Annotated in this window: 21 protein-coding genes; 8 read left to right on the top strand and 13 right to left on the bottom strand. The window is 70.9% G+C overall.

The window, feature by feature from the left end:
* Positions 1–91 precede the first annotated feature (91 nt).
* From JEQ17_RS12920 to JEQ17_RS12910, 3 genes are all read left to right on the top strand, one after another.
* Complete coding sequence (locus JEQ17_RS12920) at positions 92–736, top strand: winged helix-turn-helix transcriptional regulator (RefSeq protein WP_200395401.1); 645 nt, start codon at positions 92–94, stop codon at positions 734–736.
* 289 nt (positions 737–1,025) lie between these two features.
* Positions 1,026–2,492: a 3' terminal RNA ribose 2'-O-methyltransferase Hen1 gene (locus JEQ17_RS12915; RefSeq protein ID WP_200395400.1), complete on the top strand. Its 1,467-nt coding sequence runs from the start codon at positions 1,026–1,028 to the stop codon at positions 2,490–2,492.
* A complete protein-coding gene (locus JEQ17_RS12910; RefSeq protein ID WP_200395399.1) occupies positions 2,489–5,035 on the top strand; it encodes a polynucleotide kinase-phosphatase in 2,547 nt (848 codons plus the stop codon). Before JEQ17_RS12915 ends, JEQ17_RS12910 begins: the two co-directional genes overlap by 4 nt.
* A gap of 67 nt (positions 5,036–5,102) precedes the next feature.
* Here the strand turns inward: JEQ17_RS12910 and JEQ17_RS12905 are convergent, their stop codons facing one another.
* Positions 5,103–5,996: an NAD(+)/NADH kinase gene (locus JEQ17_RS12905; protein ID WP_200395398.1), complete on the bottom strand. Its 894-nt coding sequence runs from the start codon at positions 5,994–5,996 to the stop codon at positions 5,103–5,105.
* On the bottom strand, positions 5,993–7,129 hold the full coding sequence (locus JEQ17_RS12900) for an SPFH domain-containing protein (protein ID WP_200395397.1): 1,137 nt from the start codon (positions 7,127–7,129) through the stop codon (positions 5,993–5,995). Before JEQ17_RS12900 ends, JEQ17_RS12905 begins: the two co-directional genes overlap by 4 nt.
* A gap of 140 nt (positions 7,130–7,269) precedes the next feature.
* On the opposite strand from JEQ17_RS12900, the gene JEQ17_RS12895 reads away from it, so the two are divergent.
* Together JEQ17_RS12895 and argF are read left to right on the top strand one after the other, a co-directional pair.
* A complete protein-coding gene (locus tag JEQ17_RS12895; RefSeq protein ID WP_200395396.1) occupies positions 7,270–8,496 on the top strand; it encodes an arginine deiminase in 1,227 nt (408 codons plus the stop codon).
* A gap of 206 nt (positions 8,497–8,702) precedes the next feature.
* Positions 8,703–9,710, top strand: coding sequence for an ornithine carbamoyltransferase (argF, locus tag JEQ17_RS12890; protein WP_200395395.1), 1,008 nt, complete (start codon positions 8,703–8,705; stop codon positions 9,708–9,710).
* Between the two features lie 101 nt (positions 9,711–9,811).
* Here argF and JEQ17_RS12885 read toward each other — a convergent pair whose 3' ends face one another.
* From JEQ17_RS12885 to JEQ17_RS12840, 10 genes are all read right to left on the bottom strand, one after another.
* Positions 9,812–10,264 carry an ATP-binding protein gene (locus JEQ17_RS12885; RefSeq protein ID WP_055615138.1) on the bottom strand — a complete coding sequence of 151 codons (453 nt, stop codon included), beginning with the start codon at positions 10,262–10,264 and terminating at the stop codon, positions 9,812–9,814.
* Between the two features lie 307 nt (positions 10,265–10,571).
* The gene (locus tag JEQ17_RS12880; RefSeq protein WP_200395394.1) at positions 10,572–11,801 is read right to left on the bottom strand and encodes a sulfate adenylyltransferase subunit 1; all 1,230 of its coding nucleotides are present in this window, start codon (positions 11,799–11,801) and stop codon (positions 10,572–10,574) included.
* Between the two features lie 2 nt (positions 11,802–11,803).
* Positions 11,804–12,709 (bottom strand): sulfate adenylyltransferase subunit CysD, encoded by a 906-nt coding sequence (cysD, locus tag JEQ17_RS12875; protein ID WP_200401468.1) that lies wholly within the window; start codon positions 12,707–12,709, stop codon positions 11,804–11,806.
* A gap of 71 nt (positions 12,710–12,780) precedes the next feature.
* Positions 12,781–13,353 (bottom strand): adenylyl-sulfate kinase, encoded by a 573-nt coding sequence (cysC, locus tag JEQ17_RS12870; protein WP_200395393.1) that lies wholly within the window; start codon positions 13,351–13,353, stop codon positions 12,781–12,783.
* Entirely contained in the window at positions 13,350–14,624 is a 1,275-nt protein-coding gene (locus JEQ17_RS12865) for a glycosyltransferase family 4 protein (RefSeq protein WP_200395392.1), read from the bottom strand. Before JEQ17_RS12865 ends, cysC begins: the two co-directional genes overlap by 4 nt.
* Positions 14,621–15,070 carry a hypothetical protein gene (locus tag JEQ17_RS12860; protein WP_200395391.1) on the bottom strand — a complete coding sequence of 150 codons (450 nt, stop codon included), beginning with the start codon at positions 15,068–15,070 and terminating at the stop codon, positions 14,621–14,623. The genes JEQ17_RS12865 and JEQ17_RS12860 overlap by 4 nt, the downstream gene beginning before the upstream one ends.
* Entirely contained in the window at positions 15,067–15,960 is an 894-nt protein-coding gene (locus JEQ17_RS12855) for a sulfotransferase family protein (protein WP_200395390.1), read from the bottom strand. Before JEQ17_RS12855 ends, JEQ17_RS12860 begins: the two co-directional genes overlap by 4 nt.
* Before the next feature lie 83 nt (positions 15,961–16,043).
* A complete protein-coding gene (locus JEQ17_RS12850; protein WP_200395389.1) occupies positions 16,044–16,886 on the bottom strand; it encodes a PaaX family transcriptional regulator in 843 nt (280 codons plus the stop codon).
* Positions 16,887–16,901: 15 nt separating this feature from the next.
* The gene (locus tag JEQ17_RS12845) at positions 16,902–18,563 is read right to left on the bottom strand and encodes an AMP-binding protein (RefSeq protein WP_234048181.1); all 1,662 of its coding nucleotides are present in this window, start codon (positions 18,561–18,563) and stop codon (positions 16,902–16,904) included.
* 161 nt (positions 18,564–18,724) lie between these two features.
* The gene (locus tag JEQ17_RS12840; protein WP_200395387.1) at positions 18,725–18,937 is read right to left on the bottom strand and encodes a DUF5999 family protein; all 213 of its coding nucleotides are present in this window, start codon (positions 18,935–18,937) and stop codon (positions 18,725–18,727) included.
* Between the two features lie 235 nt (positions 18,938–19,172).
* On the opposite strand from JEQ17_RS12840, the gene JEQ17_RS12835 reads away from it, so the two are divergent.
* A complete protein-coding gene (locus tag JEQ17_RS12835) occupies positions 19,173–19,628 on the top strand; it encodes a DUF6299 family protein (RefSeq protein WP_200395386.1) in 456 nt (151 codons plus the stop codon).
* Between the two features lie 147 nt (positions 19,629–19,775).
* Here JEQ17_RS12835 and JEQ17_RS12830 read toward each other — a convergent pair whose 3' ends face one another.
* Entirely contained in the window at positions 19,776–21,590 is a 1,815-nt protein-coding gene (locus JEQ17_RS12830) for a hypothetical protein (RefSeq protein ID WP_234048180.1), read from the bottom strand.
* A 340-nt stretch (positions 21,591–21,930) separates the two neighbouring features.
* On the opposite strand from JEQ17_RS12830, the gene JEQ17_RS12825 reads away from it, so the two are divergent.
* Together JEQ17_RS12825 and JEQ17_RS12820 are read left to right on the top strand one after the other, a co-directional pair.
* Positions 21,931–23,019 carry a LacI family DNA-binding transcriptional regulator gene (locus JEQ17_RS12825; protein WP_200395385.1) on the top strand — a complete coding sequence of 363 codons (1,089 nt, stop codon included), beginning with the start codon at positions 21,931–21,933 and terminating at the stop codon, positions 23,017–23,019.
* Positions 23,020–23,149: 130 nt separating this feature from the next.
* Positions 23,150–24,487, top strand: coding sequence for an ABC transporter substrate-binding protein (locus JEQ17_RS12820; RefSeq protein WP_200395384.1), 1,338 nt, complete (start codon positions 23,150–23,152; stop codon positions 24,485–24,487).
* Positions 24,488–24,587 lie beyond the last annotated feature (100 nt).

The raw sequence follows: 24,587 nt of genomic DNA, 5'->3' as shown, positions 1-24,587 counted from the left end.
CAGGGAGCGTAGGTGCGCCAACTTCATTTTTGCAAGTGAACTGCGATAGGGAAAGTCTACGGCAGTTCGAGCAGGCTGCTATGCTCCATGCGTGAGGCGTAAAGAGTTCGGTCAGTACTGCGGGCTCGCTCGCGCCCTGGAGCTCATCGGTGAGCGGTGGGCCCTTCTGGTCATTCGAGAGCTGCTGGCCCGCCCCGGCCGGTACACGGATCTGCTCGAAGACCTGCCGGGCATTCCGACCAACGTGCTCTCCACCCGGCTCAAGGAGCTGGAGGAGGCCGGCATCGTCGAACGGCGCATCGCCCCGGCTCCCCAGCGCGGTGTGGTCTACGCCCTGACCAAGGAGGGGGAGGGCCTCGAAGCCGCTGTCCTTACGCTCGCCCGCTGGGGGAACACACAGCTCGGCGAGCACCAGCCCGGCGACCTCGTACCGCCGTCCTCACTGGTCATGGGACTGCGTGCCACCTTCAACCGCGACGCGGCAAGCGGGTTGACCGCCTCGTGGGAACTCCGAGCGGCCGAGGTCGTTCTGCACGCCGTGGTGACCGACGGACACCTCACCAGCGGTGTCGGGCCCGCGCCGACCGAACCCGATCTCGTGGTGACCATCGCGGCGGACGCGGTGCCTACGTACAGAGAGATCATGCAGGCCATCAAGTCCGGCGAGGTCGAGCTGTCCGGCCCCAAGTCGTTGCTGGCCACCTTCGCCCGTGTCTTCACCCCGCAGTCGACCTAGAGGGTGTCCGGGGAGCCTGACGGCGGGCGAAAATACATGACTTCGTCCTCGTCCTCCGCTGTACGTTGTGCTGGCGCATCGAAGAAGGGGAGTTGCGTGGGCGGCCCACCGCGGCGCGGCGTACTCACCGCCATGAGGTCGGGGAAGGGCCAGGAGCGGTGACCACCGAGGTCCGCTCTCCCGCCGCTGAGGTTCACGGGTGCCCGGCACGTGCGCACGAACTGCGCGCCCGGGCCCTGCCCGCCGATGTGTTTCCGCAGGTCAGAAGAGTTCTCGAGGTATTCCCACCATGTTCCTGACGATCAGTACCACCGGCACTCCAGAGCGCCCCGCGACCGACCTCGGTTTCCTGCTGCACAAGCATCCCGACAAGGCGCAGGCGTTCTCCACCTCCTACGGAAAGGCGCATGTCGTCTACCCCGAGGCGAGCGTGGAGCGTTGCACGGCGGCGCTGTTGCTGGAGGTCGACGCGGTGGCACTGGTCCGGCGCGGCAAGGGCAAGGGTCGCGGCGGAGCCCCGGACGCGGCCCTCGCGCAGTACGTCAACGACCGGCCGTACGCCGCCTCGTCCCTGCTCGCCGTGGCGCTGAGCAGCGTGTTCTCCAGCGCGATGAAGGGCACCTGCCAGGCGAAGCCCGAGCTGCCCGCGCGCCCGCTGCCCCTGCGCGTCGAGGTGCCCGCACTGCCGGCCCGCGGCGGCGCCGACCTCGTACGGGCGCTGTTCGAGCCGCTCGGCTGGACGGTGAGTGCCGAACCCGTGGCCCTGGACACCGAGTTCCCCGAGTGGGGCGACTCGCGGTACGTGAGCCTCGTACTCGAAGGTGAGCAGCGGCTCGCCGACGCGCTGCGGCATCTGTACGTCCTGCTGCCGGTTCTCGACGACGCCAAGCACTACTGGGTGTCGTCCGACGAGGTCGACAAGCTGCTGCTGGCCGGCGAGGGCTGGCTGCCGGAGCACCCGGAGCAGAAGCTGATCACCAGCCGCTATCTGTCCCGCCGTTGGTCGCTGACCCGGCAGGCCATGGAGCGCCTCGAACTCGTAAGGCTCGCCGAGACGGACGACAGCGCGGTCGAGGAGATCGACAACGCCGTCGACGAGCAGACGGACACCGAGGAGAAGCCCGTACCGCTCGCCGTCCAGCGGCGTGACGCGATCGTCGGCGCGCTGAAGGGCACCGACGCCGTACGGGTCCTCGATCTGGGCTGCGGACAGGGTCAGTTGGTTCAGGAGCTGCTCAAGGACACGCGGTTCACCGAGATCGTCGGGGTCGACGTCTCGATGCGCGCGCTCACCATCGCCTCCCGGCGGCTCAAGCTGGACCGGATGGGCGAGCGGCAGTCCGAGCGCGTCAAGCTCGTCCAGGGTTCGCTGGCGTACACCGACAAGCGGCTCAAGGGGTACGACGCCGCCGTGCTGAGCGAGGTCATCGAGCACCTCGACCTGCCGCGGCTGCCCGCCCTGGAGTACGCGGTGTTCGGTTCGGCGCGCCCCAGGACCGTGATCGTGACGACACCGAACGTCGAGTACAACGTCCGCTGGGAGACCCTCCCCGCCGGCCATGTCCGGCACGGCGACCACCGCTTCGAGTGGACGCGCGAGGAGTTCCGCGGCTGGGCTGGGACGGTGGCCGAACGGCACGGGTACGACGTGGAGTTCGTGCCGGTCGGACCGGACGACCCCGAGGTCGGACCGCCCACGCAGATGGCGGTTTTCACCATGACCACTCGGAACACGAAGGAGGAGAAGGCCGCATGACCGGTACCGACAGCAACAAGGTTCGTTCCCTGCCCGTCACCGACCTGTCCCTCGTCGTGCTGATCGGCGCGTCCGGGTCGGGCAAGTCCACCTTCGCCCGCAGGCACTTCAAGCCGACCGAGGTGATCTCGTCGGACTTCTGCCGAGGGCTCGTCGCCGACGACGAGAACGACCAGAGCGCCAGCGGCGACGCCTTCGACGTCCTGCACTACATCGCGGGCAAGCGGCTCGCGGCGGGCCGGCGCACGGTCGTCGACGCGACCAACGTGCAGCAGGAGAGCCGTAAGCAGCTCATCGAGCTGGCCAGGAAGCACGACGTGCTGCCCATTGCCGTCGTGCTCGACGTGCCCGAGGAGGTGTGCGCCGAGCGCAACGCCTCGCGCACCGACCGCGCCGACATGCCGCGCCGCGTCATCCAGCGCCACACCCGCGAACTCCGGCGCTCCCTGCGGCACTTGGAGCGCGAGGGGTTCAGGAAGGTGCACGTCCTGCGGGGTGTGGAGGAGATCGAGAGCGCCGAGGTCCGCACCGAGAAGCGGTACAACGACCTGACCCACCTCACCGGTCCGTTCGACATCATCGGTGACATCCACGGCTGCGCCTTTGAACTGGAGTCGCTGCTGGGCAAGTTGGGCTACGCGGACGGCGTGCACCCCGAGGGGCGTACGGCCGTCTTCGTCGGCGACCTCGTCGACCGCGGCCCGGACACCCCGGGCGTACTGCGCCGCGTGATGTCCATGGTCGGCTCGGGCAACGCGCTGTGCGTGCCGGGCAACCACGAGAACAAGTACGGCCGTCACCTCAAGGGCCGCAAGGTCCAGCACACCCACGGCCTCGCCGAGACCATCGAGCAGATGGAGGGCGAGAGCGACGAATTCAAGGAGCGCGTACGGGAGTTCGTGGACGGGCTGGTCAGCCACTACGTCCTCGACGGCGGCCGGCTCGTCGTCTGCCACGCCGGACTGCCCGAGAAGTACCACGGGCGTACGTCGGGCCGGGTGCGCTCGCACGCGCTGTACGGCGACACCACCGGCGAGACCGACGAGTTCGGGCTGCCGGTGCGCTACCCGTGGGCCGAGGACTACCGGGGCCGGGCGGCCGTCGTCTACGGCCACACCCCGGTCCCGGAGGCCACCTGGCTGAACAACACCATCTGCCTGGACACCGGTGCCGTGTTCGGCGGCAAGCTCACCGCGCTGCGCTGGCCGGAGCGCGAACTCGTCGACGTACCGGCCGAGCGGGTCTGGTACGAGCCGACGAAGCCGCTGGCCTCCGAGGCGCCCGGCGGACACGAGGGACGGCCGCTGGACCTCGCGGACGTGCACGGCCGCCGGGTCGTCGAGACCCGGTACGCCGGACGTGTCTCCGTACGCGAGGAGAACGCGGCCGCGGCCCTGGAGGTCATGAGCCGCTTCGCCGTCGACCCGCGGCTGATGCCGTATCTGCCGCCGACCATGGCGCCCACGGCGACCTCCAAGGTGGAGGGCTACCTGGAGCACCCGGTCGAGGCCTTCGCGCAGTACGAGGCCGACGGCGTCGCGCGGGTCGTGTGCGAGGAGAAGCACATGGGGTCGCGGGCGGTGGCGCTGGTGTGCCGGGACGAGGAGACCGCGCGTGAGCGGTTCGGCGCGACCGGGGTGTCGGGCGCGCTCTACACCCGTACCGGACGCCCCTTCTTCGACGACTCCGCCGTCACCGAGGAGATCCTCGGGCGGGTCCGTGCCGCCGTCACCGAGGCGGGTCTGTGGGAGGAGCTGGAGACGGACTGGGTGCTGCTCGACGCCGAGCTGCTGCCCTGGTCGCTCAAGGCCTCCGGGCTGCTGCGCTCGCAGTACGCCGCGGTGGGTGCGGCGGCCGGAGCCGTCTTCCCGGGAGCGGTGGCCGCGCTCGAAGGTGCCGCGGCGCGTGGTGTCGACGTACAGGACCTGCTGGCCAAGCAGCGCGAACGGGCCGTCGACGCCGCGTCCTTCACCGACGCGTACCGGCGCTACTGCTGGACCACGTCCGGGCTCGACGGTGTCCGTCTCGCGCCCTTCCAGATCCTCGCGGTGCGGGGCCGGAGTCTCGCGGCCCTGCCGCACGAGGAGCAGCTCGCGCTGATCGACCGGCTGGTGGCGGACGACCCGTCCGGGCTCCTACAGACCACCCGGCGCCTCTTCGTCGACACGGGCGACCCCGAGTCGGTGCGGGCCGGGGTCGACTGGTGGCTGGAGATGACCGGCCGCGGCGGCGAGGGCATGGTCGTCAAGCCCGACCGGGCCGTGGTGCGCGGCGGGAACGGCCGACTGGTCCAGCCCGGTATCAAGTGCCGGGGCCGGGAGTACCTGCGGATCATCTACGGCCCGGAGTACACCCGCCCCGAGAACCTCGACCGCCTCCGCGGCCGCTTCCTCAACCACAAGCGGTCACTGGCCCTGCGCGAGTACGCCCTGGGACTGGAGTCCCTGGACCGGCTCGCGGAGGGTGAGCCGCTGTGGCGGGTGCACGAGGCGGTGTTCGGGGTGCTGGCGCTGGAGTCGGAGCCGGTGGACCCGCGGCTGTAGGCATCCGCCGGTGGGGAGGCGGTGTGGCGGCCTCCCCACCGGAGTTGCCGGAGTGGTGGTGAGCGTCTCAGCCCACCAACCGCAACCGCTCCCCGCACACCCCCACCCGCACGGTCTGCCCCCAGGTCAACTCCAGCGCGTCCCCCTCCATCCCGTCCCCGAACGCGATCAGCCGTTCGGACTCGACGGTGAGGCTGAGGTGGGACGAGGCGGAGAGCTGGCCGGCGACCTGGGACGTGCCGGTCGCCGGTGACGGCCATGCCTCGCGGACGAACCACACCAGGCGGTCCTCCGTGGGGCGTGGCAGGGGCAGTGAGCTGCCCCGCTCCTGCCACACCGACCGGATCCATCCGGTCGCCCCGGTGCCGGTCCCCACCAGCACCCCGGAGGAGGCCTGGGCCTCGACGACACCCCCGTCGCCCGCCAGGTCCAGGCGGTATCGGGCCGTCTGATGTCCGACGGCGCCGAGATAGATCTCGTTGAGCGCGACCAGCCGCTGCGTGTCGTCGGCGACGGCCTCGACCATGGTGAGTTCGTCGACGGCGCTGGTGAGGGCCGCGGGGAGCAGCGCCGGCGCGTCCGCCGGGCGGTGCCGGACCAGGACGCCCGGGTTGCGGCCGGGGTCTGCGTCGATGCCCAACACCGGCTGGCCGGCTAGGTACTTGGCGACGTTCGCCACCAGGCCGTCCTGGCCGACCACGACCACCACGTCCTCCGGCGCGAACAGGAAACGGTCCAAGTCACGCCGCTCGACCAGTGTCTGACGCCAGGTCAGCGGGATCGCCGAGGTCACGTCGGTCAGCGCGCGCCGGGTGCGGCGATGGCGTTCGGCGACCTCCTCGATGTCCCGGCCCCGGGAGGAGAGGAAGAAGGCGGCCTGTCCGTGCGTGCCGTGGTGGGCCACCAACTCGGTGTACTCCGTGGTCCGGTGGACCACCACGACCCGTGGTGCGAGACTCACGCCCGCTCTCCGGTGCCGAACCTGGCGAGCAGCCCGGTGAGCACGTCCGGCGACACCGTCACGCTCTCGATGTTCGGCAGGTTCTCCGCGAGCCGCGTCCCGGTGAGGGCGTGCAGCGTCGCCACGTCCACCTCGCCGTGCACCCGCAGCCATGCCGCCTGGGCCTGTGCCCGTGCCTCGCCCACCTCGCGCGCGCCCTCGGCCTCCGCGCGGGCGAGCCGCACGGACCGGGCGGCCTCGGCGTCGGCCAGCTTCACGGTGCGCGCCGCCTCGGCCTCGGTGAGCTTCACCGACCGCTCCGCTTCCGCCTGAGCCAGCTTCACCGACCGCTCGGCCTCCGCCTGGGCCAGCCGCACCGTCCGGGCCGCCTCGGCGCCCGCCCGTACCGCGTCCGCCGCCGCGTGCTCCTCCGCCTCGCGGCGGGCGTTCGTACCGCGCTGGTCGACCAACTGCTCCTCGCGGCGGGCGAGTTCGATCTGGCTGTCCAGTTCGTTCTCGGCGATGGCCCGCTCCCGCTCGACGGCCACCGCCCGGCGCTCGTACGTGGCCCGGTCGGCCTCCTGCTGGATCAGTTCCCGGGCCGGCGTGCGCAGGGCGCGCTCCACCTCGGGCTCCGGGCGCAGCGCCACCACGCGCACCGCGACCACCTCGATACCGGTGGCCGGCAGGCGGGGCTCCGCGCCCAGGCCGACGGCGACGCGCTCGCGGACCGCCGCCACCCCGTCGACCAGGGCCGCCGACAGCGTCGTACGGGCGAGGACGTCGAGCGCGTGCTGCTGGGCCGTCTCCGTGAGGAGTGTGCCCAGCTGCTCCAGTGGCGCGCCCCGCCACACTCCCGTGTCCGGGTCGATGGAGAAGTCCAGCCGGGCGGCGGCGAGTGCCGGGTCGCTGACCCGGTAGGTGACCGTCGCCTGCACCGCCACGTCCTGGAAGTCGGACGTACGGGCGTGGAAGGTCATCGCCAACTCCCGGTCGTCGACCGGCACTTCGGAGACCGCCGCGGTGAGCGCGCGGAACCAGAAGCTGAGTCCCGGTCCGTCGTGCAGCAGCTTGCCGCCCCGGTGGTGCCGGACGTGTGCCGTCGGCGCACCGCGCAGATGGCGCCAGCCCAGGCGCCGGGTGATGTCGGCCATGTGTGTGCGTCCCCCTCATCCGTTTTCGTCAGTACGACGATAATCGTCGCCGCCTCTAATCGTCAAGAGGACGAGAACGAGAAATCGCGGAAACGGTCGACCAGGGGGTGAAGACGGTCACCGGTGGTCAGGATGGAGGCATGGGATTCCACGTCGACTCCGAAGCCGGGCGGCTGCGCCGCGTCATCCTGCACCGGCCGGATCTTGAGCTCAAAAGGCTCACCCCGAGCAACAAGGACGCCCTGCTCTTCGACGACGTGCTGTGGGTGCGCAGGGCCCGCGCGGAGCACGACGGTTTCGCCGACGTGCTCCGCGACCGCGGAGTCACCGTCCACCTCTTCGGCGACCTGCTGACCGAGGCCCTGGCGATCCCGGCGGCCAGATCGCTCGTCCTGGACAGGGTCTTCGACGAGAAGGAGTACGGGCCGCTGGCCACCGACCATCTCAGAGCGTCCTTCGAGGGGCTGCCCGCGGGCGAGCTGGCGGAGGCGCTGGTCGGCGGTATGACCAAGCGGGAGTTCTTGGAGGCGCACCCCGAGCCGACCTCCGTGCGCTTCCACGTCATGGAGCTCGACGACTTCCTCCTCGGCCCCCTCCCCAACCACCTCTTCACCCGCGACACCTCCGCCTGGATCTACGACGGCGTCTCCATCAACGCCATGCGCTGGCCCGCCCGGCAGCGCGAGACCGTGCACTTCGAGGCGATCTACCGGCATCATCCGCTGTTCCAGGACGAGACGTTCCACGTGTGGTCCGAGGGGCAGGCCGACTACCCGTCCACCATCGAGGGCGGCGACGTGCTCGTGATCGGCAACGGCGCCGTGCTCATCGGGATGAGCGAGCGGACGACGCCCCAGGCCGTGGAGATGCTCGCGCACAAGCTGTTCGCCACCGGCTCGGCGAAGACGATCGTGGCGCTAGACATGCCCAAGAAGCGCGCCCTCATGCACCTCGACACGGTGATGACGATGGTCGACGGCGACACCTTCACCCAGTACGCGGGGCTCGGCATGCTCCGCTCGTACACCATCGAACCGGGCGTCGGCGACAAGGAGCTGAAGGTCACCGACCATCCGCCGGAGCACATGCACCGCGCGATCGCCGCCGCGCTGGGGCTGGACCGGATCCGCGTGCTGACGGCCACACAGGACGTCCACGCCGCCGAGCGCGAGCAGTGGGACGACGGCTGCAACGTCCTCGCGGTGGAGCCGGGCGTCGTCGTCGCGTACGAGCGGAACCAGACCACCAACACGCATCTGCGCAAGCAGGGCATCGAGGTGATCGAGATCCCGGGGAGCGAGCTGGGGCGGGGGAGGGGCGGTCCGCGGTGCATGAGCTGTCCGGTGGTACGGGATCCGGTCGGGTAGCGGTCAGAGGTCAGAGGTCAGAGGTCAGAGGTCAGAGGTCAGCGGTCGGAGGTCAGAGGTCAGAGGTCAGGGCTCAGGGGGAGCGGTCGGCGTCGGCGCGGGGCCTCGAAAGTGAGGCCCACGTCTCGAAAGAGATTCCGTATAGAAATGTGGACCATCGTATAGAATTCCAAGAGTCCCTGTTTACGTAACCCTGGAGCGCCCCCATGGCGACAGTCCCGTACGCCCTCGCCGGCCGCCACTTCCTGAAGGAGCTGGACTTCACGGAGGAGGAGTTCCGCGGCCTGATCGGGCTCGCCGCAGAGCTGAAGGCGGCGAAGAAGGCCGGGACGGAGGCCCAGTACCTGCGGGGCCGGAACATCGCGCTGATCTTCGAGAAGACCTCGACGCGTACGCGCTGCGCGTTCGAGGTCGCGGCCGCGGACCAGGGGGCCTCCACCACCTACCTCGATCCTTCGGGCTCGCAGATAGGGCACAAGGAGTCCGTGAAGGACACCGCGCGGGTGCTCGGCCGGATGTTCCACGCGATCCAGTACCGCGGGGACAGCCAGGAAGGTGTCGAGGAACTGGCCGCCCACGCGGGCGTGCCCGTCTACAACGGTCTGACCAACGCCTGGCACCCGACCCAGATGCTCGCCGACGTGCTCACGATGACCGAGCACACCACCAAACCGCTGAACCGGATCGCCTTCGCCTACCTCGGCGACGCGCGCTTCAACATGGGCAACTCCTACCTGGTCACCGGCGCGCTGCTCGGCATGGACGTACGGATCGTCGCGCCGAAGGCCTACTGGCCCGCCGAGGAGATCGTCGACCGGGCGCGTGAGCTCGCCGTGCGCAGCGGGGCGCGGATCACGCTCACCGAGGATGTGGCGGAGGGGGTCGCGGGTGCCGACTTCGTCGCCACCGACGTCTGGGTGTCCATGGGGGAGCCCAAGGAGGTCTGGGACGAGCGCATCGTCGCCCTCGGCCCGTACGCGGTGACGATGGACGTCCTGCGGGCCACCGGCAACGCGGACGTCAAGTTCCTGCACTGTCTGCCGGCCTTCCACGACCTGGGCACCAAGGTCGGCCGTGACATCCACGAGCGGCACGGCCTGGACTCGCTGGAGGTCACCGACGAGGTCTTCGAGTCGGCCCACTCGGTCGTCTTCGACGAGGCGGAGAACCGGCTGCACACGATCAAGGCGATGCTGGTGGCGACCCTCGCCTGAAGGCTGCGGAAGCTGCGAGGGCTGGGGCTGGGCGGCTGGAGGGGGGCTGCTCGGGCTGTAGAGGGCCTGGGGTGTCTGAGGCGCGACGGGTTACGTCGTCGCTACAGCGGGTTCCGCTGGTGCGGCACCGCCGGCAGCCTGAACCAGACCGCCTTCCCGGAGTCCGTGGGGCGGTGCCCGCACGACGAGCTGAGAGCGCGGATCAGCAGCAGCCCGCGGCCGTGCTCCTGCCAGGGGTCGGGCTCGCCCGACGGGTCGGGGATCGTGAGATCGCCCGGCGGGGACGGGTCCGGATCGTGGACCTCGACCTGGCAGCCGGTCGGCAGCAGCTCCACGACCAGCTCTATGGGCCTGTCGCCCTTGGTGTGCTCCACGGCGTTCGCCACCAGCTCCGCGGTGAGCAGCTCTGCGGTGTCGCTGTCGGCGGCGTGTTCCAGCTCGGCGAGCGCGGTACGGACCAGGGCACGGGCGACGGGCACTGCCGCAGCGGTGTGCGGCAGAGCGATGCGCCAGGAGGCTGGGGCGTGGGGATCGTGCAAGGCGGGTCCGTTCATGGAGCAGGATGTCCTGCTTTCAACTTTAGGAATGGTACGACGCAACCGGACAGAGGCGCTCGGCGGGCTTTTTTCGGGACGTTCGACCTGGTATCGGGCTGCTTACCCAGGTGAACGGTCCGCATCCCGTGTTCTGCGCCCGTCGTTACCGGCCTATCGACGAGTCGTGACTCCGTGACCGCGTTGTCGCGCATTCATGACGGCAGTCGCCAAAACGAAACAGGGCCGTGGGAGGTCAGGCACGTCGGTGCCTGACCTCCCACGGCCCTGTCCGGACGGACGGGTGGTGGGCGTGGGGGAGCCCGGCTCACGCGGGCGAGCGGGGCTCCCCCAGATCGACCATCCCCGCCGTCAGCGTCGCCCCGTCCGCCGGGTCGACCAGGATGAACGCCCCGGTGCGGCGCGAGTCCGCGTAGTCGTCGAGCGCGAGCGGCTCGGCGGTGCGCAGGGTGATCCGGCCCAGGTCGTTGGCGGCCAGTTCGGCGGCCCCGGCCAGATCCTTCACGATCGCCTTGACCGTACGGGTCGTGTGCCTGACCAGGACCCGGTCGCCGACCCGCAGCGGACGGTCGGCCAGATGGCAGACGGCGGCCCGGACGTCCCGGGTGAGCGCGGGCACGTCCGCCCCGGTCGTGATCATGTCGCCGCGAGAGACATCGCGCTGGTCGGCCAGGCGCAGGGTCAGCGACTGCGGGGCGTACGCCTCCCGCGCGTCCTCACCGAGTACGTCGATGCCGGTGATCGCGGACGTCCCGCCGGAGGGGTGGACCGTCACGCGGTCCCCGACGCGCAGCGTGCCGGAGACCAACTGGCCCGCGTAGTGACGGATCTCCGCGTGCCGGATCACGTACTGGACGGGGAATCGCGCCGGTTCGCCCGAGCGGTCGCCGCCGACCGGGACGGACTCCAGATGCCGGAGCAGCGCCGGGCCCTCGTACCAGTCCATGCGCGTCGAGCGGTCCACCACGTTGTCGCCTGCCAGGGCAGACACGGGGATCGGCGTGAAACCGGGCAGGTCCAGCTCGGCGGCGTGGCCCGCGAAGTCCTCGACGATCCGCTCGAACTCCTTCTCCTCGTATCCGACGAGGTCCATCTTGTTGACCGCCAGCACGACGTGCGGGACGCGCAGCAGCGCGGCGATCGCCGCGTGGCGCCGGGTCTGTTCGACGACGCCGTTGCGGGCGTCGACCAGGATGATCGCCAGTTCGGCCGTGGAGGCGCCGGTGACCATGTTGCGGGTGTACTGCACGTGTCCGGGGGTGTCGGCGAGGATGAACCGGCGCCGGGCGGTGGCGAAGTAGCGGTAGGCCACGTCGATGGTGATGCCCTGCTCGCGTTCGGCGCGCAGGCCGTCGGTGAGCAGTGCGAGGTCGGGTGTGTCCTGTCCGCGGTTGCGGGAGGCGTGCTCCACGGCTTCCAGCTGATCGGTGAGGACCGACTTGGAGTCGTGCAGCAGTCGGCCTACGAGGGTGGACTTGCCGTCGTCGACGGACCCGGCGGTCGCGAACCGCAGTGTGTCCACGGTGGTGCTGGTCATCTCTAGAAGTACCCCTCGCGCTTGCGGTCTTCCATCGCGGCCTCGGACATCTTGTCGTCGGCGCGGGTGGCGCCCCGCTCGGTGAGCCGGGAGGCGGCGATCTCGGCGATGACCTGGTCGAGGGTCACCGCGTCCGAGTCGACGGCGCCCGTGCAGGACATGTCACCGACGGTCCGGTAGCGGACGAGACGGGTCTCGACCGTCTCGGTTTTCTTCGGGCCGCCCCATTCGCCGGCGGTGAGCCACATGCCGGCCCGCTGGAAGACCTCCCGCTCGTGGGCGAAGTAGATCTCCGGGAGTTCGATGCCCTCGCGGGCGATGTACTGCCAGACGTCCAGCTCGGTCCAGTTGGAGAGCGGGAAGACGCGGACGTGCTCGCCGGGCGCGTGGCGTCCGTTGTAGAGGTTCCACAGCTCGGGGCGCTGGCGGCGGGGGTCCCACTGGGAGAACTCGTCGCGCAGCGAGAACACCCGCTCCTTCGCGCGGGCCTTCTCCTCGTCCCGGCGTCCGCCGCCGAACACCGCGTCGAACCGCTCGGCCTGGATCTTCTCCGTCAGCGGCACCGTCTGCAGCGGATTACGCGTCCCGTCGGGACGTTCCCTCAACACACCCCGGTCGATGTAGTCCTGTACGGAGGCCACATGGAGCCGCAGCCCATGTGCGGCCACCACACGGTCCCGGTAGTCGAGGACTTCCGGAAAGTTGTGTCCTGTGTCCACATGCAGCAGCGAGAACGGCACCGGAGCGGGCGCGAACGCCTTCAGCGCCAGGTGCAGCATGACGATGGAGTCCTTGCCGCCGGAGAACAGGATCACCGGCCGCTCGAACTCGCCCGCCACCTCGCGGAAGATGTGCACCGCCTCGGACTCCAGAGCGTCCAGATGCGAGGGCGCGTGCCGGGGGAGCACGGGCTGCGGAAGCGTGTGCTGGGCGAGCGCCTGCGCGCGCTCGGGCGCCGCGGGGGTCGTCGGGCCCGGTGTCACACGAGCCCCCTGGCGGCCAGCACCGCGTGCACCGCGTCCGCCGACTCCTCGGGCGTCTGCGACTGCGTCTCCAGGGACAGGGCGGGGTCCAGCGGTGGCTCGTACGGGTCGTCGATCCCGGTGAGGCCGGTCAGTTGCCCCGCGGCCTGACGCGCGTACAGGCCCTTCACGTCCCGCTCGCTGCACACCTCGACCGGAGTGGCGACATGCACCTCGATGTACGGCGTGCCGCTGGCCTCGTGCCGTTTGCGCACCGCCTCGCGGCTGTCGGCGTACGGGGCGATGACCGGTACCACCGCCAGCACCCCGTTGCGCGCGAGTACCTCGGCGACCAGGCCGATGCGCTGCACGTTGGTGTTGCGGTCCTCGCGGGAGAAGCCGAGGCCGGTGGAGAGGAAGCGGCGGATCTCGTCGCCGTCGAGGACCTCCACGCGGTGTCCCTCGGACCGCAGCCGGCCGGCGAGGAAGCGGGCGATGGTCGTCTTGCCCGCGCTCGGCAGCCCGGTGAGCCAGACGGTGGCTCCCTGGGCGGTGGGGGGCTTCTGACAGCCCCTGGCCGTGGTGGTCATGCGCGCTGTCCCTTCGAGGCACCCGCGACGCGGTGCCGTTGGTCGGAAAGTTCGTGGAGGTCGTGGAGTTCGCGAACCTCGTGGAGTTCGCGGAAGAGGGCCTCCCAGCGGGGGTGCACGGCGTCCGGTCCGTACGAGGCCGCCGTCAGTACGGCGGCGACGCCCATGTCCGCCCGCAGCGCCCGGTCGCCCATCAGCTTGGCCATGGCGTCGGCGAGCGCGTCGGGGTCCTCCGGCGCGACGAGCAGACCGTCGACTCCGTGCGTGAGCACGTCCGAGGGCCCCGTCGGGCAGTCGAAGCTCACCACCGGGAGCGAGTGGCTCATCGCCTCGATCATCACCATCGGCAGCCCCTCGAAGCGCGAACTGAGCACGTAGAAGGAGGCCTTGGCGAGTTCGTCGTCGAGCCGGTCCGTGTGGCCCATCAGGAACACGTGGTTGTAGAGGTGGTGCTCCTCGATGAGCTCCCGCAGCTCGGCCTTCTTCTCGCCGCTGCCGTAGATCCTCAACTGCCAGTCGGGGTGCGTCTCGACGAGCTTCGCCCATGCCGGGATCAGCAGGTCGAAGCCCTTCTGCGGGAAGAGCCGGCCCGCCGCCACCGCGATCTTCGAGCGGTGGTCCGAAGGCACCTGGTCGAGGGAGTGCACGGCGTTGGGGATGCGCACGACCCGGGTGCCGGGCAGCAGTTGCTCGTACTCCTCGCGGTCCCGTTCCGTCAGGACGGCGACCGCGTCGAAGCGTGAGTAGGTCTCCCGGATGCGCTGCCGCACGTCGTGCTTGTGGGTGCCGTGGTTCATGTGCTCCTGCGCGACACGCACCACGCCGCCCGTCGCGTGCTCCGCGGCGAGGAAGTTGAGCGCGGGCCGCGTCGTCACCAGGACCCCGTCGCGCAGCGAGGAGAGGTACGCGATCAGCCGCTGTTCCACGTAGCGGTTGAAGTAGCGGTAGCCGAACTCGCCGCACGGGATGTGCCGCGCGGGCTGCTCGGTGAGCCGGCCGCGGCGCCAGTCCTGCCAGCGGCCGACCACGCCCGAGGGCGGGGTGTGGGCCTCCTCGCGCAGGTCGACGACCGTCGTGACCTGCACTCGCGGGTCGAGCGGGAACTGGAGGTCGTCACGGCGGCGCAGCGCGCTCACCAGCTCGACCTGCCAGCCCGCCTGCACCAGGGAGTTGGCCTGGTTCATCACCGTGCGGATGGTGCCGCCGCGTCCGTACGCGTGCAGGAGCAGATAGCGGACCTTCGGCCGCCCTCCGATCTGATGGATCGTCATGTTGCGGCTCCCGTGCGGCACTCCAGCGAAAGGTTGTCCTTCACCGTGTAGTACGGACGCACGCCGATGCCGCGTACCCGTTGCTCCGGAAAGACCATGATCTTTTTCTTGCCGTGGATGTCGTCGAGCCGCCGTCCGGCCCGCAACTCCACTTCGCCGTCGGTGAGATGGATGTCCCACTCCTCGACACCAACACCAACACCGACCCCGATCCCGTTCTCGGCCTCGGTGGTGTCGGTCGCCGCCGCCAGGTCGGCGACAGGCAGTTCGCCCTCGAAGCGGTCGCCCTTCACCTGCGCGGGATAGTCGAGGCGCTGTTCCGCGTGGCTCCGGCGGGTGAGCAGCAGCCGCCACTCGCCCTCGGCGGGATGCCCGTGGATGTGTCCGACGAGTCTCACGCGCCCGTCACGCGGCCAGACCTCGGCTATCTCGGCGTGCGGCTTCACGAGGTGTAGCCCCAGGCCTCGCACATCGGTCGCAGGATCTCCGGTATCTCGTCCTCGGCGGGCAGCGCCCGGCCGCTCTGCACCTGCCCTGTGCGGATCTTGTCCCGCCAGTCGCCGAGGCCCTTCACGACCTGGATGTCGTCCTTCCTGCCGTAGTCGAGCATCGACGCCTCGAAGTCCACGTCCAGGAAGGCGCAGAGGCGGCGCATCTCCTCCTCGGGGCCGGCGGTGATCTCCTCGTAGCGCAGGGTGTGGCCGCCGGTGATCCCCTCGCGTGCGTCGTCGACGGCCCGCATGTAGCGCAGCGCGTCGGCGGCGGCCTCGTCGAAGGTCCGCTTGCCGGGGTCGCCCTCGTGCCAGGACCGGGCGATGGACACCGGGTGGCGGAGCAGGAAGACGAAGCGGGCGTCGGGCCAGCAGTCCCGGATGCGCCGGTACACGAACGCGTTGCTCGGCGTCTTCTCGACGATGAAGTCCTTGCCGGACCTGACCAGTTCGCGGTGCATGACCCGGTCCCAGAGCAGATGCTCCAGATCGCCGCGCTCCAGGTCGAGGGCGCTCATCGCGCGCTGCGACAGCCTGCTGCCGAAGTCGACCTCCAGGCGGCGGATGTGCAGCTCGTGCGGGGAGTGGAACCGTGAGTGCGCGTTCAGGAGCATCCGCAGCAGGGTCGAGCCGGAGCGCACCGGCGACATGATGAAGACCGGCTCCCGAAGCAGCCGGTCCGTCGCGAGGTCCACGGGCGCGGGACATCGGTACACCGGCGTGGGCCGCTTGCCGGGTTTCGTCGCTGCCTTCTTCGGCCCCGGCGGTGCGACGGCGGTGGCCCTACGCACCTGGAGGCCGGTGGTGGCGGAGAGCGCCCGGTTCAGACTGCGCATCAGACTCATGCGTCACGACGCTAGGTAAGGATTATGAGAAGAGGGACTGAGCAGCCTGAGCGTTGCCTTAGCGGTCCATAGTGTGGCCGGCGTCACATGGTTTCGGGTTTGGGATCCTTCTCCGGTACGCCCGCGAAGGCGGCCCCCGCGTCCCGCAGCCGCTCGTGGAGCGCGCGGAAGACGGCCACCGAGCGGGCGCCGGGCCAGTCCTCGGGCAGCAGCGCGGGAGCCAGTCCGGGATCGGCGTACGGGAGATGACGCCAGGTGTCCAGGGCGAGCAGGTAGTCGCGGTACGCCTCCTCCTCGGGGGTGTCGTCCCGCGCCTCCCAGTCGTGCAGCACGCGCTCGTGGGTGTCGAGAAACGCCTCGTGCTGCTTGGCGATCGCGGCCAGGTCCCACCAGCGGGCGACCGCGTCGGCCGTCGCCGCGAAGCCCAGGTGCTCGCCGCGGAACAGTTCCACGTACGTGTCGAGCCGCAGCCGTTCCAGCGTGTGGCGGGTCTCCTCGTAGAGGCGGGCGGGCGCGAGCCACACCCCGGGCGCGGCCGTCCCGAAGCCGAGGCCGGACAGACGGGAGCGCAGTACGTGACGTTTCTGCCGCTCGGACTCCGGCACGGAGAACACGGCGAGCACCCAGCTGTCGTCCTCGGGGGGCGAGGCCGCGTAGACCCGTCGGTCGCCGTCGTCGAGGAGCTGCCGCGCGTCCGGCGACAGCACGTACCCGGCCGCGCCCGACGCCGTGCGCGCCGGCACGAGCAGCCCGCGGCGTTTGAGCCGGGACACCGACGAGCGCACGGAGGGCGCGTCCACGCCGACCGCGGCGAGAAGCCGGATCAGTTCCGCCACGGGTACGGGACCAGGGGCGAAGCGGCCGTACGCGCCGTAGAAGGTGACGATGAGGGACCGGGGAGTGTGCTGCTCGGACACGTTGATCACTCTAGATCGTCACCATCACGCTTGATCGCCTTCCAGGGGCATGGGATCACTTTCCGTTCGTACGGAACCGCCTTCCGTACGTACCGGGTTGACGTCCGCGCGCAGCCGGAACCGCTGCAGCTTGCCCGTCGCCGTGCGCGGCAGCGCGTCCAGGAAGACGATCTCGCGCGGGCATTTGTACGGGGCCAGCTCCGACTTGACGAAGGCGCGCAGCGCCTCGGGGTCCCGGCGGGCCCCGGGCCGCAGGACCGCGTACGCCACCACGACCTGGCCGCGCGACGCGTCGGGATGCCCCACGACGGCCGTCTCGATCACGTCCGGGTGACGCAGCAGCGCGTCCTCCACCTCCGGGCCCGCGACGTTGTACCCGGCAGAAATGATCATGTCGTCCGCGCGGGCCACATGACTGAAGTAGCCGTCGGAGTCGCGGACGTAGGTGTCGCCGGTGATGTTCCAGCCGTCGCGTACGTACTCCCGCTGCCGCGGGTCGGCGAGGTAGCGGCAGCCGACCGGGCCGCGGACGGCGAGCAGTCCGGGTTCGCCGTCGGGCACGGGTTCACCGGAACCGTCGACCACGCGCGCGTGCCACCCCGGCACGGGAACGCCGGTGGTGCCCGGGCGGATGTCCTCGTCGGCCGCGGAGATGAAGATGTGCAGCAGCTCGGTGGCACCGATGCCGTTGATGATCCGCAGGCCCGTGCGGTCGTGCCAGGCCTGCCAGGTGGCGGCCGGAAGGTTCTCGCCCGCGGAGACACAGCGCCGCAGGGACGTGACGTCGTACGCGCCCAGCTCGTCCAGCATCGCGCGGTACGCGGTCGGCGCGGTGAACAGGACCGACACCCGGTGCTCGGCGATCGCGGGCAACAGCTGCCCGGGACCCGCCTGTTCGAGCAGCAGCGCGCTCGCGCCGGCCCGCATCGGGAAGATCACCAGACCGCCGAGCCCGAAGGTGAAGCCCAGCGGGGGACTGCCCGCGAAGACGTCGTCGGCATGGGGCCGCAACACATGCTTCGAGAAGGTGTCCGCTATTGCCAACACATCGCGGTGGAAGTGCATACAGCCCTTGGGGCGGCCGGTCGTGCCCGAGGTGAACGCGATCAGCGCCACGTCGTCGGCCGCGGTGTCCACAGCTGGGTACGGCTCGTCGGGGGCGTCGCGGTTCAGCAGGTCGTCGGGGGAGTCCCCGCCGTACGTCGTGATCCGGAGGCCGGGGATCTCCGCCTTCGCCAGGTCGTCCACCGACCGGATGTCGCACAGCGCGTGCTCGACCCGGGCGATCCCGCACATCGTGGTCAGCTCGTGGGGGCGCTGCTGGGCGAGAACGGTGACGGCGACCGCGCCCGCCTTCAGGACCGCCAGCCAACATGCCGCCAGCCAGGGTGTCGTGGGCCCCCGCAACAGGACGCGATTGCCGGGCACCACACCGAGTTCACCGGTCAGGACATGCGCGATGCGGTCGACGCGGGTGCGGAGCTCGCCGTATGTCCAGGTGTCACCGGAGGCGGTACGGAAGACCGGGCGGTCCGGGGCGGTGCGGGCGAGGAGCTCCGCGGCGCAGTTGAGGCGCTCGGGAAAGCGCAGTTCCGGGAGGTCGAAGCGGAGCTCGGGCCACTGGTCCGGCGGCGGCAGACTGTCGCGCGGGAAGGTGTCGACGTCCCGGGGGTTCCTGGGCTCCATGGTGGTTCGCCCCCTTGTCGTGGTGGGGTCGCACCTGGAGCGTATCGTCTTCATGACGGCAGTCAATGGGCCGCGATAGCCGGCCCTTGCCGCCTGCGGCCCGGCCTGTGCCGGGCGGGATCCGAGGAGATCCGGGGAGAACCGAGAGATCCCAGGGAGCGTCAGGCCGCGATGGTCAGCTGCTCGGCCGGCACCCGGTGCGGGGCGACGACACGGCCGTCGGGCAGCAGCGCGCCGGTGTCGTCGAAGACGATCGCGCCGTCGCACAGCAGGTACCAGCCCTGCTCGGGGTGCGCGGAGACGATGTGCGCCTCGTCGCGGTGGGAGAGCTCGGAGCGGTCGGCGGACGGGCACGAAGTCCGGTGGGAACACATGGCGTACCTCCACGTGCGAAGGGTTCGGCGGAGTTGTCGCCGCCTCTTGCGGATAGACCATCCTCCTGCCGCGAACTCATCGGAACAGCGGGAAGGGAAGCGTGACAACACGCGGACAACACTCGGACGTGCCCAGGACGGATGGTGCGGACTCGCCACCAAAGGGGTGATGATCACGCGCGCGAGCACACCGGGCCGGTACCTGTGGAGACCCCCCACTCCAGGAGGTACTCCAATGCCATTGCGCCAGGTCATGGGCACAGCCGCCGGTGCCGCGCTGCTGCTCCTCACCGCCCCCTCGTCCGCGCACGCGGTCGCCCCCTCGCTCGAACCCTCCCAACTGTCCGGGCCGTTCGAGACGGTGACCGTCGATCCGACGGGCCGTGTCACCGCGGACGGCACGGTCACCCTCTCCGGCACCTACCGCTGCACGGGCAGCCGCGGACCGGTCTTCGTGAGCTCCTCGCTGGGCCAGGGCGAGGGCAAGTCACGCAAGGGGGTCGGAGGCACCAGCGCGGTCTGCGACGGTGCCGAGCACCGCTGGACGAACACCGACCGCACCGAGCCGGGACGGTTCAAGCCGGGCGCGGCCCGCGTCGAGGCCACGGTGATGGAACTGCGCTCCGGCGGCGGCCTTCCGCTGCCGTACTTCCACGCGCGACAGCAGCAGGACGTCACGCTCGTCGACTGACCGCCGACGAGCACGTACCGGGCCGGGCCCGCCCGCCGAGTCCCAGGAGACCGGCGGGCGGGCCCGGTTCGGCTTCACCGGCTGCGGCCCGTGCCGCTGCCGCCTGTGCCACTGCTGCCCGTGCCGGGCCACGGTCGTCCCGGTCGGTCACCGCGATCCCTGCCGGGAGCCGTCCTCGGCCGGCAGGCAACCGTCCTCGTCCGCGGGCCCGTTCACATAGCTGGAGTCCAGCCGGTACAGCCCCGCCCGCCGCACTGTCAGCCGCGTCCAGGGTCCGTCCGGCCGTACGCAGGCCCCGGCGGCCCGCAGCCACGGCGAGTACCGGACCCGGACGGTCACGGTCCCGGGCCCCGGCACCCTCAGCACCACGGACGCCTCGCCCGCCCGCACCACCCGCGCCGGCGCCGAGACGAGGGGCTCCGCGTCCCGGACGCGGTAGATCCTCCAGTACGCGTCGTGCCACACCGGCTCCAGCCAGTCCTGCCCGGAGGTGACGAGCGCGGCCTCGTGCTCGGCGGGACCGTCGGGCGTCCCGTCTGGCACGACGACGTATCCCACGGCCCAGTGGCGCAGCCAGGCGTGGTAGCGCGGAGCGTCGAGCGCACCCTCGTAGAACAGCCGTCCCCGCTCGACGTCCAACTGCCGGTTCCAGCCCCGCATCAGCTGCGCGTGCGGCGCGAAGAGGGTGGCCTCGCGGTGGTTGCGGGCGGGCACCACCTCGACCCGGTCGCGATCCGCGTCGAGCCGGTCGAGTTCGGCGAGCACCCCGCCGGTGTGCGTGGCCCAGGCCGGCACCGACGTGGTGACCCGCAGGTCGTTGGCGGTCGTCGTGGTGGTCCAGGCGACCGACGCGGCGAGCGCGAGCGCGACCGGGGCGACCCAGCGCGGGGAGGTCCGCCACCAAGAGGTCCGCCACCAGGAGGTCTGCCGCACGGAGGCCGTCCGTACGAAAGCCCGCCGTACGAAGGCCCGCCGTACGAAGGCCGTCCGCAGGGCGGACAAGGCGTCACCGGACCCGGCCGCGCCTCGCAGGCACAGGAGCAGCACCGCGGGGGCGAAGAGCGCCGCGAGCCGTTCCACGTTGGTGCCGATCGGCGAGGGGACGAGACAGGTCAGTACGACTCCGACGGCGTACACGGCCGCCCCGCCCCGCAGCACCCGCCAGGCGCGGGGAGCCGCCCACAGCACGGCGCCGGACAGCAGCAGGGGCAGCAGCACGCGGACCGCGGGCATGGGCTGCTCGCCCTGGAAGGGAAACAGCAGTGCCGTCGAGGCGCAGACGACGACGGGCGGCACGCAGAGCGCGAGGCACTTGGCGTACCGCCGGTCGAGCAGATACCCGGCACCGGCCACCAGCAGGAAGAGCCCGGCCACCGGACTGGCCAGGGTGGCCAGCAGCGCTCCCAGGGCACCCGCGGTCAGCCGGTCCCACCGCTCGGGACGGCCCGCCACGGCCAGCAGTCCCGCGAGTCCGAAGGCCAGCCCGAGGGCGAACGTGGTGCGCCCCGAGGCGACGTTGGCCCACAGTCCGAGAGCGCCGAGCAGCGCGGGCCACAGCGGCGCCCTGGCGACGGTCCGCTCAAGCAGCGTGCCCAGCAGCCAGGTGGCGGCCACCCCGGCCAGGACGGAGGCGGTCCGTACACCCAGCATCGCCATCAACGGAGGGGACAGCACGCTGTAGTTGGCGGTGTGCGTACCGCCGTACCAGAACAGTCCGTACGCCGAGTCCGGGTTCCGGGCGAAGAATCCCGCCCAGGCGTACTGGGCCGCGAGGTCGCCGCCGCCCGTCGCGAGAAGCGTCGCCCACACCCCGTACAGCGGAAGGACGGCGAGGACGGCGACCACCGGGACGCGGCCCGCCCACAGCCGGAGCGGCCGGTACGCGGGCCTCCGGGGGACGTCGAGGACGCCGTCGGGTCCGGAGGGTGCGGTGGCGACCGCGGAGAACGGCTGTACGTGCATGAAGGCTGTTCCTGGGGCAGAGCGGGCGGGGCGGGAGGGACTGCTGGGGAGGTAGATGCGATTCCCTCCGTCGACGTTCATTTGACGTTCATTCTTCGATGTCCACGGAGGGGCGAAGGAACAGCCCTACCAGGCCACGTTCCGTGGCCCCGCGCGGCCTTTGTGCCGCACGCCCGAAAACGCCCGCCCGGTCCAGTGACCGGTCCAACGAACCTCGGCCGCGGCCGTCACTTTGATCGATTGATCGCTACGATGGAGTCATCGCGCGAAACTCGATCGTGCGAGCCGCGGGCGGTGGTGACCGGGCGGCGCGGCGGACGTGGGCGGGAGCGGTGGGGACATGCGGGAGTCGGCGCGGACGCGGCAGGACCGGATCGCGGAGACGGTGCGGGAGCGGGGTGTCGCGCGCATCACCGATCTCGCCGACGAACTCGGCGTCTCCGTGGTGACGGTGCGCCGGGACGTCGAGGACCTGGCCCGGCGCGGTGAGGTGCGCCGCGGGCACGGGGTGGCGCGTTCACTGCGGCCGGTGCCCGAGGAAGCTCCTGTCGGCGGCGACGCGGTCGCCATGGTCGTACCGGAGAGCAACACCTATCTCACCGAGGCCGTGCAGGGCGCGCGGGAGGCCGCGGCGAAGGCCGGTCTGCGGCTGGCGCTGCACATCACCGCGGGTGACGGCGGTTCGGAGCGCGAGGCGGTACGCCAGGCGGTGGACGCGGGGGCGCGCGGTCTGTTGCTGTCGCCGCACTGGCGCACACGCGCGGAGGCGGAGGCGGACCACTCGTGGCTGGCCGCCCTTGACGTCCCCGCGGTGCTGGTGGAGCGGCGCCCCGCCCGGGCAGGCGGGATCTACTCACTGGACTGTGTGCGTACGGACCACGCGTACGGCGTGCATCTGGCGCTCGGGCACCTGGTCGGTCTCGGGCACCGGCGGATCGTGCTGGCGGCGCGCGACGACAGCCCCACCGCGCGGGTCATCCGCGCCGAGTTCGCCGAGCAGACCGCCGCCCGGGGGCTCGCGGAGGGATGCCCCACGATTCTCAGTTCGAGCACCGCGGGTCCCGACCCGCGCGTCGCCGATCCACGGGCGGCCGACCTGGTCGAGGCGGTCGGGGAGAGCGGCGCGACGGCGGTGCTGATCCACAGCGACATGGACGCGCTGATGCTGGTGCAACGCCTGCTGGCGGCGGGGATCGACGTGCCGGGGCGCTGTTCGGTGGTCGCCTACAACGACGTGGTCGCCGACATGGGGCCGGTGCCGCTGACGGCCGTCGCCCCGCCCAAGACGGAGCTCGGCCGGACCGGGGTCGAGCTGCTGCTGCGCCGGCTCGACATGGCGGGCGGCGGGCTGCGGCCCGGGGCCAGCCGGCACGTGGAACTGCTGCCGGGTCTGGTGATCAGGGAGTCCACGGCCGCGCCGGTGGTCTGACCCCGTCCACAGCCGCCCGGCGTTCGGACTTGTTCGTTTGACCGTTTTAGTTTCTTCTGTTCGATGTATTGACGCCTTTTTCGTCTGACGCTGAGGATGCCCATGACCCAGCAACGACGCGGGAGGGCCCATGCCTGCTCAACGCCCAGCGGCCAGACGCTCAGGTGCGGCCGTGACGGCACTGCTCACGATCTTCGCCATGCTGCTGGTGGCGGGCTGTTCCGGCGGCGGGAAGGGGGACAGCGCCGGGGACGGGCCGGTGCACGTCACCTTCTGGTCGGCGCTGCGCGGCAGCCAGGAGGTCGTGGACGAGTACAACCGCACCCACACCAGGATCAAGGTCGACTTCGAACAGGTCCCCTCGGGCGACCAGGGCGGCTGGGCCAAACTCAGCAACGCCGCACGGGCGGGCAACGCCCCCGACGTCGCCACCATCGAGTATCCCCAGCTGCCCAGTTACGCCATCGACGGTGTGCCCCGCGACATCACGGACATGCTGCCCGACTCGGTGCGCCGCAAGATCCTGCCGCAGGCGATGGACCTGACCACGTTCGAGGGGCGCACCTATGCCCTGCCGGTCGACATCGAGCCGATGGTCTTCCTCTACCGCAAGGACCTGTTCACCAAGTACGGCATCCCCGTCCCCAGGACCTGGGCGGAGTTCGAGAGTTCGGCCCGCAAGCTGAAGAAGGCCAGGCCCGACTCCCGTATCGCCTCTCTCTTCACCACCGGCGGCACGCTCGCCATGGCCGGCCTCAGCTGGCAGGCAGGCGCCCAGTGGTACGACACCTCCGACAAGTCCTGGACCGTCTCCATGGACGACGCCCCCACCCGCAAGGTCGCCGCGTACTGGCAGCGCCTGGTGGACGACGACCTGGTGCGTGTCGAGCCCTCGTCCAGCCAGCAGTGGCGGGCGCATCTGCAGAGCGGTGAGACGGCCGGCTGGCTGGCGGGCGCCTGGGCGGCGGGCTCGATGATGGCCTCCACCCCGGGCGGCAAGGGCAAGTGGGCCATCGCCCCCTCCCCGCAGTGGGACCCGAAGAAGCCCTCCCTGGGCACCCAGGGCGGCTCGACCTTCATGGTCACCAAGGACAGCGAGCACCCCGAGGAAGCCCTGGAGTTCATCACCTGGATGGTCACCAGCCCGGACGCGCTGAAGGCCAAGCTCGCCAGCGGCGTCAGCAGCGCGTATCCGACCGTGCCCGACCTCGTTCCGGTCGCCCGCAAGGAGATGGACACCAGCTACTACGGCGGCCAGGACATCTTCTCCCTCTTCCAGCGGGAGGCCGAGCTGATCTCCACCCGATGGAAGTGGGGACCGCGCATGGTCTCGACGATCAGCTCCGGCGACGACGGCCTCGCGCGGGCCGGTGTCGGCAGCGGAACCATCCTGGAGGCCCTCCGGGAGGCACAGAGCAAAACCCTGCCCGACCTCAAGAGCCTCGGCCTGTCCGTCACCTCCCGCTGACCGGCAGCCGTGCCGCACCGCGCCGCGTCACACCATGCCCCCGCACACCACCCCTCCAGAGCCGCACATCAGGTTGGATCCGAGGTGCATCCGTGAGCAC

This window comes from Streptomyces liliifuscus (genome assembly GCF_016598615.1).
Lineage (GTDB): Bacteria > Actinomycetota > Actinomycetes > Streptomycetales > Streptomycetaceae > Streptomyces > Streptomyces liliifuscus.
This window is presented reverse-complemented; position numbering and strand designations above follow the sequence as displayed.

Bases quoted from the DNA above. Each gene is read 5' to 3' on its own strand.
- JEQ17_RS12915 (WP_200395400.1), top strand. From the start codon at position 1,026: ATGTTCCTGACGATCAGTACCACCGGCACTCCAGAGCGCCCCGCGACC.
- JEQ17_RS12910 (WP_200395399.1), top strand. From the start codon at position 2,489: ATGACCGGTACCGACAGCAACAAGGTTCGTTCCCTGCCCGTCACCGAC.
- JEQ17_RS12900 (WP_200395397.1), bottom strand. From the start codon at position 7,129: ATGGCCGACATCACCCGGCGCCTGGGCTGGCGCCATCTGCGCGGTGCG.
- JEQ17_RS12895 (WP_200395396.1), top strand. From the start codon at position 7,270: ATGGGATTCCACGTCGACTCCGAAGCCGGGCGGCTGCGCCGCGTCATC.
- argF (WP_200395395.1), top strand. From the start codon at position 8,703: ATGGCGACAGTCCCGTACGCCCTCGCCGGCCGCCACTTCCTGAAGGAG.
- JEQ17_RS12885 (WP_055615138.1), bottom strand. From the start codon at position 10,264: ATGAACGGACCCGCCTTGCACGATCCCCACGCCCCAGCCTCCTGGCGC.
- JEQ17_RS12880 (WP_200395394.1), bottom strand. From the start codon at position 11,801: ATGACCAGCACCACCGTGGACACACTGCGGTTCGCGACCGCCGGGTCC.
- cysC (WP_200395393.1), bottom strand. From the start codon at position 13,353: ATGACCACCACGGCCAGGGGCTGTCAGAAGCCCCCCACCGCCCAGGGA.
- JEQ17_RS12865 (WP_200395392.1), bottom strand. From the start codon at position 14,624: ATGACGATCCATCAGATCGGAGGGCGGCCGAAGGTCCGCTATCTGCTC.
- JEQ17_RS12855 (WP_200395390.1), bottom strand. From the start codon at position 15,960: ATGAGTCTGATGCGCAGTCTGAACCGGGCGCTCTCCGCCACCACCGGC.
- JEQ17_RS12845 (WP_234048181.1), bottom strand. From the start codon at position 18,563: ATGGAGCCCAGGAACCCCCGGGACGTCGACACCTTCCCGCGCGACAGT.
- JEQ17_RS12840 (WP_200395387.1), bottom strand. From the start codon at position 18,937: ATGTGTTCCCACCGGACTTCGTGCCCGTCCGCCGACCGCTCCGAGCTC.
- JEQ17_RS12835 (WP_200395386.1), top strand. From the start codon at position 19,173: ATGCCATTGCGCCAGGTCATGGGCACAGCCGCCGGTGCCGCGCTGCTG.
- JEQ17_RS12830 (WP_234048180.1), bottom strand. From the start codon at position 21,590: ATGCACGTACAGCCGTTCTCCGCGGTCGCCACCGCACCCTCCGGACCC.
- JEQ17_RS12825 (WP_200395385.1), top strand. From the start codon at position 21,931: ATGCGGGAGTCGGCGCGGACGCGGCAGGACCGGATCGCGGAGACGGTG.
- JEQ17_RS12820 (WP_200395384.1), top strand. From the start codon at position 23,150: ATGCCTGCTCAACGCCCAGCGGCCAGACGCTCAGGTGCGGCCGTGACG.